We start from the raw sequence: 6,204 nt of genomic DNA, 5'->3' as shown, positions 1-6,204 counted from the left end.
TAGCCGCAACTTCAACAAAACGTCAGCGAATTTATCGTACTTTACTAAAAGTTATTGCCCACAAGCCTGTCAGCGATCGCCCCGGTAGAAGTGAACCACGAGTTCGTAAACGTCGCCCGAAAGCTTACCCTTTAATGACGAAACCTCGGCACGAATTACGAAACCAATTGCAAACTGCTTAACCCGCAAGTGTTTCGGCTTTTCTTAGTGCCATTCGGTATTATCCGTAAGCAGAAAGCTGATTATTTAGCTTATACACTATTAGATGCGATTATTGACGGTTTTTCCCAGTCCTGGAAGTATATGGTGAGCGATCGCCTTGGAGGTGATAGTCTCATCAGAGTGGATTAACTCATCAATTTGCACAATCAATTCTGAGAGGTGATGCAACCAGGCAAATTGATCGTGATTGATCACCAGTTGCAGCAATTCACCTTTAGAGACCTGTCCGCGCACTTGTTCGTAACGAATACGCTCTGTATCCAACAACAGTTTATGCAAATGCAATAGCTTGATGCGTGTATCGGCCAGCAGTTGATGTTGGGTAATGCGGTGTTCAAGCGTGTTAAGCATGAATATGTCCCATCCTTCCATTTCGGTAATCGTCAATCGCCTGAAGTATTTCGGCTTCAGTGTTCATCACAAAAGGACCATAGCGCACCACAGGTTCATTCAGTGGCACTCCAGCAATTAGCAGTAGATCAAGGGGTTGGGTGGCATCCGCAGGATTAGCGATCACCACTTCCTCACCATCAGGTGCAAAAATCACCATTTGCCCATCCTCACCCCGTTCCTGCTCAGTACCAAACAAACCAGACCCATCGAGGACATAGGTAAAGGCGTTGTACTCTTTCGGTACCGATTGAACAATGCTTGCTCCCGGTTGTAGCGTGAAGTGCAGGTAGATAATCGGGGTGCGGGTTTCAATCACCGCTTTCGCCCCCAACGCTTCTCCCGCAATCACGCGCACTGTCACAGACCCATCTTTGGTCTGAGCCACCGGAATCTGCGCCGATGGAATTTCCTGATAGCGAGGAGCAATCATCTTGTCCCGCTGCGGCAAGTTGACCCAATACGGTTCGGTTAAGAATATTTGTAGGTTGAGTTGAACGAAGTGAAACCCAACAAACCCCGCAAAATGTTGGGTTTCGTTCCTCAACCCAACCTACACATTTTTATTTTTTGGGCTTAACCGAACCGTATTGCAAGTTGACCCAGAGTTGAATGCCGTGCAGTCGCCCACCCGTGCGGGTAAACTCAGCTTCTGGCATTTCGGAATGCACTACGCCTGCCCCAGCGGTCATCCACTGCACATCACTGGGATTGAGCAGTCCGGCATGACCGACCGAGTCCTTGTGTTCCAGCCGCCCATCTAGGACGTAGCTGACGATTTCAAAGCCACGATGGGGATGATCCGGTGCGCCCTTTGCTTGACCGGGCTTCTGATTCACGGGACCCAATTCATCGAGGAGAAAGGGGTCAAACTCGGAAAAGCTACTCTTGGGAAAGGGACGACGCACCAAGAAGCCTGCTCCTTCAAGCGTTTCTACACTATTAATGATTCCAGCAACGGTTCGGAGTGTTTGAGTTTGAGTTGTCATACAGTTGCCTCCAATCAGATAGCTTATAAGATTTGTCTTATACTTGATTAATCATACAATAGCATAGAAAGATATAAATTCTATGGGTAGGGCTTGTCCTCCCTGTTCGTTCGGTAAACCGCCTATGTCTCTTGCCCATGTGATTCTGGGTCTGCTCCAGCAACAGGAGCGGACCGGCTACGACCTCAAAACCGAGTGCTTTGACGATTGCATTTCCCATCTGTGGCCAGCAGATCAGGCACAGATTTATCGGACTTTGGACAAACTGGAGTCACAGGGGTGGATTACCTGTACCGTCGAGATTCAATTCAGCATGATCGCCCTAATCGCAAGGTTTACCGGATTACTGAAGCAGGTGAAGCAGAGTTAACCCACTGGCTCCAGACGCATCATCCGTTGCCCGTGTTGCGAGAGCCGTTGCTGGCGCAACTCTATTTTGCGGCTCAGTTGCCGAACGAGGCGATCGTGTATCTGCTAGAGCAGGAACTGGAAGCACGGCAAGAAAAGCTAGCCCAGTGTGAGGCGATCGCGTCTCTATCTTTGAGTAATCCGACTGCATCGCGCGAACAAAAACTGCATCGACTGGTTTTGAACTTAGAGCTTGTCATGTAACAACCTTGCCTCTTTTGAGCTAGAAATCCTTTCTCTGTAAGCTTTCTAGATAATAAATTGTAAAAGTTGTTTCTTGACAGGCTCTTAGTGAAGCAACGGGAACAGACTTATTTAGATTGGTTGGAAAAGGCGATACGTGCTATGCACACGCTGCGCGATCGCAACAATCTGTAGCCAATCAACGTAAATTCCTTTGAATATATTGCGATGGAAAGTCAACAGAAATTCAAGCATTGGCTACGACGTATGGAGACGGAGAGGTATGTCATCTGCGCCAGTGCGTTGATAGGGCTTTTCGCCTCGCCATAGTGCCCGAGCAGGCCCTTCCTGCGGCACGTCGGACGGAGCCAGGTAGATGCTATGCGCAGGCGTGTTTTCTTCCGCAGCGGGCAAGGCGATCCAGAGCTGGAAGCCTTTAACCTGCGTGTCGCCAACGGGGGTGCCGAGTGCCACGCGCCGTTTCCTGCCTTTATCCATTCAACACCGCCAGCCGCCAAAACGCCTTGCTGACCAGCCGTGTCCACATAGCGAAAGTTACCCTGAGTCATGAACGTCAGCGTCGTGATGCCGGAGTGCGGGTGTATGGGGAACCAAGGGTTCCCCACAGTGGCATCAAAACTGGCTAGGTCAAGGAACACGAACGGTTTTAGCAACTCGCCAAGGTCACCAGAACTTTGCGCCGCTCATGGCTGCCATGAACACCATCGGGTCCCAGTACTCGCGGTAGGTGACGATTAGCCCGTTCTTGAACGTGACAAACGTGGCGTAGCTCATTTCATAGGGATTGCCGTTGCTGATCACCCGGCCTGAGACGCTCCATTCGGCAATAGCCATGTTGGGGTCGTCGGTGGCGTTGATCTTTAGCGTGGGAGTACTTTGAATGTCGATGACGCTGGGATAGTTCTTCAAATACTCGTAGAAAGCCGCTCGGCCCACCAGCTTTCTGGACGCCACGTCGGGCGCGAAGGGGAATTCGGCGACGACGTTTTCGTCCCAGAGTTCAGCCCAGCCCTTAATATCTTTGGCTAGGAAAGTGTCCAGACTGAGCTTCAGCAATTGCGCTGCGGTCAGACCCTTGCCAGCCTCTTGCGTGTGTGCGGGTGCAGCGGTGGCGAGCGTGATGTCGCTTGTGAGATGATCTTGTTTCATCTGATTGTGTCCAAGTTGGGGTTGATGATGTTGATGCCCCTGCGGCAAATCTCAGAGCTATCGCTCTTTCGGGCGGGGTTGCTTTCACTGATTGCGTACTTCTCTTAGGCCATCCGGGCAGCGATGCTTTCGGCCAGCATCATGGTCGGGAAAGCCGTTGCGACGGAGGGCACGTCAGGCCAGATCGAGGCATCGACGATGATGACGTCAAACATTGTTTGATTTCCTTTCATTTCATTACTCCTGTAAAGTCTTCTCCGCACGGCACATGCCGTGCATTGGGGTGGCATTGGCGCGGAGGACTGGGAGTTCGATGTCACGCACAAGTTGGAAGAGTCCGCTTTGATGATCAATCAGCAGCAGAACGGCGTCATTGGGATCGATCATTGTGTCAATGGTGTTGCTCATGGGTTTGTCTCCTTTTTCATTCAAATTCAATCAATGTCATTTTTTCCTAGCTATCTGGGGCGTGTCCAGTTCTAGTACTCAGCTTCTTTCGGAATAAGTTCAATATAGGAGATCGCCTTCAAGCTATCGTCTATAGCAAGTTAAAATTTTTACAGTACAAATCGATAGAGTAACCGTGCCATCGCAAAGTAGAAGGCTAGCTATAACTTAAGTTAGAATCCGAATCTGATCGAAAGTACACCCTACAAACTGATGATGCCGCGTTTAACGGCAACAATTACCGCTTGAGTACGATCGCTGACATCTAGCTTATTCAAAATCCGATTAACATGAGATTTAACAGTACCTTCACCGATACTTAAAGCAGTCGCAATATCGGCATTACTCATCCCCTGTCGCCAGTGAGCGGAGTACTGCTAGTTCTTTTTCACTCAGTTCTGGATTGCTGAGGCGCTGTACCAACTTTGCTTCTACATCGGGCGGAATAGGCTACTGCCTCTACGCACAACTTTCACGTCGCGCATCTCGGCTCAATACCTAGATGAGTCCATTACAAATGCCTTAAATGCTGTAACTAAAAAAGACATCATTGGATGGTTCACGCACTGCTGTTACTATATTGCACCCAACTGAGAACCGCTATAAGTTTGGGACAAGCGCGTACAATGAAACCTACTTTGGCACGGTGATACCCTTAGCTACTATGAACTTTACGCCGTAGTAAACTTATTATACCTATACAAGATATCAAAGCTACAACATTTGATGGTTCAGGAACAGTTGGTGTTTTCTGTGTATCTAAGAAATTGGCCATATCTTCACCAATGATTTGATGTACACGACGAGTAGGATGAATCTCGTCGAAGTAATAATAATTATCAGGTGTTGAACAACCAGGCTCTAACCCCCCAGTGGTGTATAAAAGTTTGCAGGCATCATTTATATTGGTAAAACCAAATGTCGCTGGGGTAGAGCGAATTTTGTTGCTAATTGCAACATGGTCATACAGTGCAACTTCGACACCTAATTGCTTATTCAGGGTATCGAGTTGACCGGGAAGACTTTTATTGATAACATCTCTAAACTTAGCTGCCTCTTCTGAGTATTGCTCAAAAAGTGGTAATGCAGCTAAATCTGTAGAATTTACAACAAAAAACTGTTCTGCACCTAGCACTGCAAGTTGTGATATTCCAGAAACAATATTGTTAACAGCAGCATCAGCTAATACATCGACCGAACCAGTCTGATTATTAAAAAACCTTTCTAATAAGTCATTTGTAGATATAAAAATGAAGTATAATCCCTTAGAATCTGGCACACGATTAACTTCTGCTTTATATTCTTCGATTTGACCGAATAAACCAGTATTTTGATATTTATCAAGCCAAGTACTTAAATTGCCATCACCGCTTTTTGCACCACCCACAGCATAATCTGTTAATTGTAAATTTTTTTGTTTTGCTAGTACCTCAACTGATGTTAAGCCGGGATTATTTGTCCATCGACCATCAGAGTCATACACATCTACTTGGGGGAATATAAATGCTCCAGGCACCCCAGAGTTAACTGCTGCTGTTGTAATCCGAAGTGCTGCCCCATTATCTGAATAGCTATCACCAAAAGCATAAATACGAGAAATAGAGTTGAAAGAAGCAGCATAAGCATTATTAACACTTACACACAAAAAAGCCGCACTACTTACTGTGGCAGTAACAAATGTCTTGAAAATTGTATTTTTCAGCATAGATCAATGCATTTCCGAATATCTAAAATTCTGTTCTAAGGTGTAACCTTTACTTTTAATTCACTATAGTTTTTAAATGCTATAAACTACGAGTATGGCAGATTTTTCATCCTTATTTACTCTAAAAAATAAGTTCCTAACTGTTTTATTCTCTCTACCCAACCTTTCACCTCCAGAGCCACTTTATACTTCCATTGAAATAGTTGTTGAGGAGTGAAAGATTCATCTACAACAGGTGGAAACCCGCCTGCCGTGCTGGTTCACTTTCATAAGCGTGGTTTGTGAGAAATATTGGCATTGCTCTGGCTTCTCAAAGATTGAGGCCGGGCAATCCGGGATGATCATCGAGAGGACGACCAAGTATCCAATGGTTTTGGCGATCGCGGAGCATGTGCAAAGCACATCACTCTGCTGAATCAATTGGGTATAAAAATGACGCAATGAGTCTGAGCCACCCCTGGTAGGGACCATCGGTGAAAGGTTAAGATAAAGCGCTTTTTGTCAATCAGTTAAAATACTCAAAACATCCTTAATAAGAATGATAATCGTATGGAGGGAAGGGGGAGGAGGCGAGCGACGCTCGCCTCCTCCCCCTGTTTTTGATTATCATTATCTTAAAAGTCTTTAATAGCTTAAACAGCAGATGAAAAAGTATTGTAACGACGTAAAAAGTCGGCAACATTGTTAGGT

At 46.5% G+C, this 6,204-nt stretch carries 8 protein-coding genes and 3 pseudogenes; 2 read left to right on the top strand and 9 right to left on the bottom strand.

What is annotated here, in order from left to right; translation table 11 throughout:
- Positions 1 to 182 (top strand): annotated as a pseudogene (locus H6G97_RS43180) (IS4 family transposase); the annotation flags it as partial.
- A gap of 79 nt (positions 183 to 261) precedes the next feature.
- Here H6G97_RS43180 and H6G97_RS43175 read toward each other — a convergent pair.
- The 3 genes from H6G97_RS43175 to H6G97_RS43165 all read right to left on the bottom strand — a co-directional run bounded on the left by H6G97_RS43175 (position 262) and on the right by H6G97_RS43165 (position 1,601).
- Positions 262 to 573 (bottom strand): hypothetical protein, encoded by a 312-nt coding sequence (locus H6G97_RS43175; RefSeq protein WP_422394271.1) that lies wholly within the window; start codon positions 571 to 573, stop codon positions 262 to 264.
- On the bottom strand, positions 566 to 1,045 hold the full coding sequence (locus H6G97_RS43170; protein WP_242055997.1) for a pirin family protein: 480 nt from the start codon (positions 1,043 to 1,045) through the stop codon (positions 566 to 568). The genes H6G97_RS43175 and H6G97_RS43170 overlap by 8 nt, the downstream gene beginning before the upstream one ends.
- Positions 1,046 to 1,175: 130 nt before the next feature.
- Positions 1,176 to 1,601: a pirin family protein gene (locus H6G97_RS43165; protein WP_242055996.1), complete on the bottom strand. Its 426-nt coding sequence runs from the start codon at positions 1,599 to 1,601 to the stop codon at positions 1,176 to 1,178.
- Between the two features lie 124 nt (positions 1,602 to 1,725).
- On the opposite strand from H6G97_RS43165, the pseudogene H6G97_RS43160 reads away from it, so the two are divergent.
- Positions 1,726 to 2,213 (top strand): annotated as a pseudogene (locus H6G97_RS43160) (PadR family transcriptional regulator).
- A gap of 215 nt (positions 2,214 to 2,428) precedes the next feature.
- Here H6G97_RS43160 and H6G97_RS56315 read toward each other — a convergent pair.
- The 6 genes and pseudogenes from H6G97_RS56315 to H6G97_RS43135 form a co-directional block, all read right to left on the bottom strand.
- The gene (locus tag H6G97_RS56315) at positions 2,429 to 2,818 is read right to left on the bottom strand and encodes a pirin family protein (RefSeq protein WP_422394270.1); all 390 of its coding nucleotides are present in this window, start codon (positions 2,816 to 2,818) and stop codon (positions 2,429 to 2,431) included.
- A 58-nt stretch (positions 2,819 to 2,876) separates the two neighbouring features.
- Positions 2,877 to 3,362, bottom strand: a complete 486-nt coding sequence (locus tag H6G97_RS43150; RefSeq protein WP_190946663.1) for a nuclear transport factor 2 family protein — start codon at positions 3,360 to 3,362, stop codon at positions 2,877 to 2,879.
- A 104-nt stretch (positions 3,363 to 3,466) separates the two neighbouring features.
- Positions 3,467 to 3,595, bottom strand: a complete 129-nt coding sequence (locus H6G97_RS54025; RefSeq protein ID WP_242055994.1) for a GMC oxidoreductase — start codon at positions 3,593 to 3,595, stop codon at positions 3,467 to 3,469.
- Positions 3,596 to 3,599: 4 nt separating this feature from the next.
- A complete protein-coding gene (locus tag H6G97_RS43145; protein ID WP_199350067.1) occupies positions 3,600 to 3,770 on the bottom strand; it encodes a hypothetical protein in 171 nt (56 codons plus the stop codon).
- 242 nt (positions 3,771 to 4,012) lie between these two features.
- A pseudogene (locus H6G97_RS55140) lies at positions 4,013 to 4,256 on the bottom strand (response regulator transcription factor); the annotation flags it as partial.
- Between the two features lie 208 nt (positions 4,257 to 4,464).
- Positions 4,465 to 5,514: an SGNH/GDSL hydrolase family protein gene (locus H6G97_RS43135; protein ID WP_190946662.1), complete on the bottom strand. Its 1,050-nt coding sequence runs from the start codon at positions 5,512 to 5,514 to the stop codon at positions 4,465 to 4,467.
- Positions 5,515 to 6,204: the final 690 nt, after the last annotated feature.

The organism is Nostoc flagelliforme FACHB-838 (assembly GCF_014698065.1).
GTDB classification, from domain to species: Bacteria; Cyanobacteriota; Cyanobacteriia; order Cyanobacteriales; family Nostocaceae; genus Nostoc; species Nostoc flagelliforme_B.
This window is presented reverse-complemented; position numbering and strand designations above follow the sequence as displayed.

Coding starts and splice junctions, on each gene's coding strand:
- H6G97_RS43175 (WP_422394271.1), bottom strand. CDS start 573: ATGCTTAACACGCTTGAACACCGCATTACCCAACATCAACTGCTGGCC.
- H6G97_RS43150 (WP_190946663.1), bottom strand. CDS start 3,362: ATGAAACAAGATCATCTCACAAGCGACATCACGCTCGCCACCGCTGCA.
- H6G97_RS43165 (WP_242055996.1), bottom strand. CDS start 1,601: ATGACAACTCAAACTCAAACACTCCGAACCGTTGCTGGAATCATTAAT.
- H6G97_RS54025 (WP_242055994.1), bottom strand. CDS start 3,595: ATGAAAGGAAATCAAACAATGTTTGACGTCATCATCGTCGATGCCTCG.
- H6G97_RS43135 (WP_190946662.1), bottom strand. CDS start 5,514: ATGCTGAAAAATACAATTTTCAAGACATTTGTTACTGCCACAGTAAGT.
- H6G97_RS43170 (WP_242055997.1), bottom strand. CDS start 1,045: ATGATTGCTCCTCGCTATCAGGAAATTCCATCGGCGCAGATTCCGGTG.
- H6G97_RS43145 (WP_199350067.1), bottom strand. CDS start 3,770: ATGAGCAACACCATTGACACAATGATCGATCCCAATGACGCCGTTCTG.